Source organism: Bartonella sp. AA86SXKL (assembly GCF_042196885.1).
On record NZ_JBHIRE010000469.1, the window covers coordinates 1 to 270 of the forward strand.

At 38.5% G+C, this 270-nt stretch carries 1 other RNA gene (only partly in view); it reads right to left on the reverse strand.

Annotation, left to right across the window (positions count from 1 at the left end):
* Positions 1-113: 113 nt before the first annotated feature.
* Positions 114-270, reverse strand: a transfer-messenger RNA (tmRNA) gene (ssrA, locus tag ACFIO5_RS12680); it runs 192 nt beyond the window's last position.

Below are 270 nucleotides of genomic sequence, written 5' to 3' on the forward strand. Positions count from 1 at the left end.
AAATGTTTCTTTAAGTTAGCAATATTTTATCTATGATGCATCTTATTAATTGCAAAAAATACGAAATTTTATGATAAATAGTGTTTGAAAGCTCAATCAGTTATACTTACAAAAGTGAAGGCTTCTGTTGCCAGGTGCCTCCGAACCCCGCTTAAACCTGCGACGGTTTAAGACTTAGTTTGAAGCATTCACACCACCTCAGGCAGCGAGACGTGCTTCCGCATAGTTGTCATTTGCAACTACTCATTTAGCCCGATAACGGTGGTACTA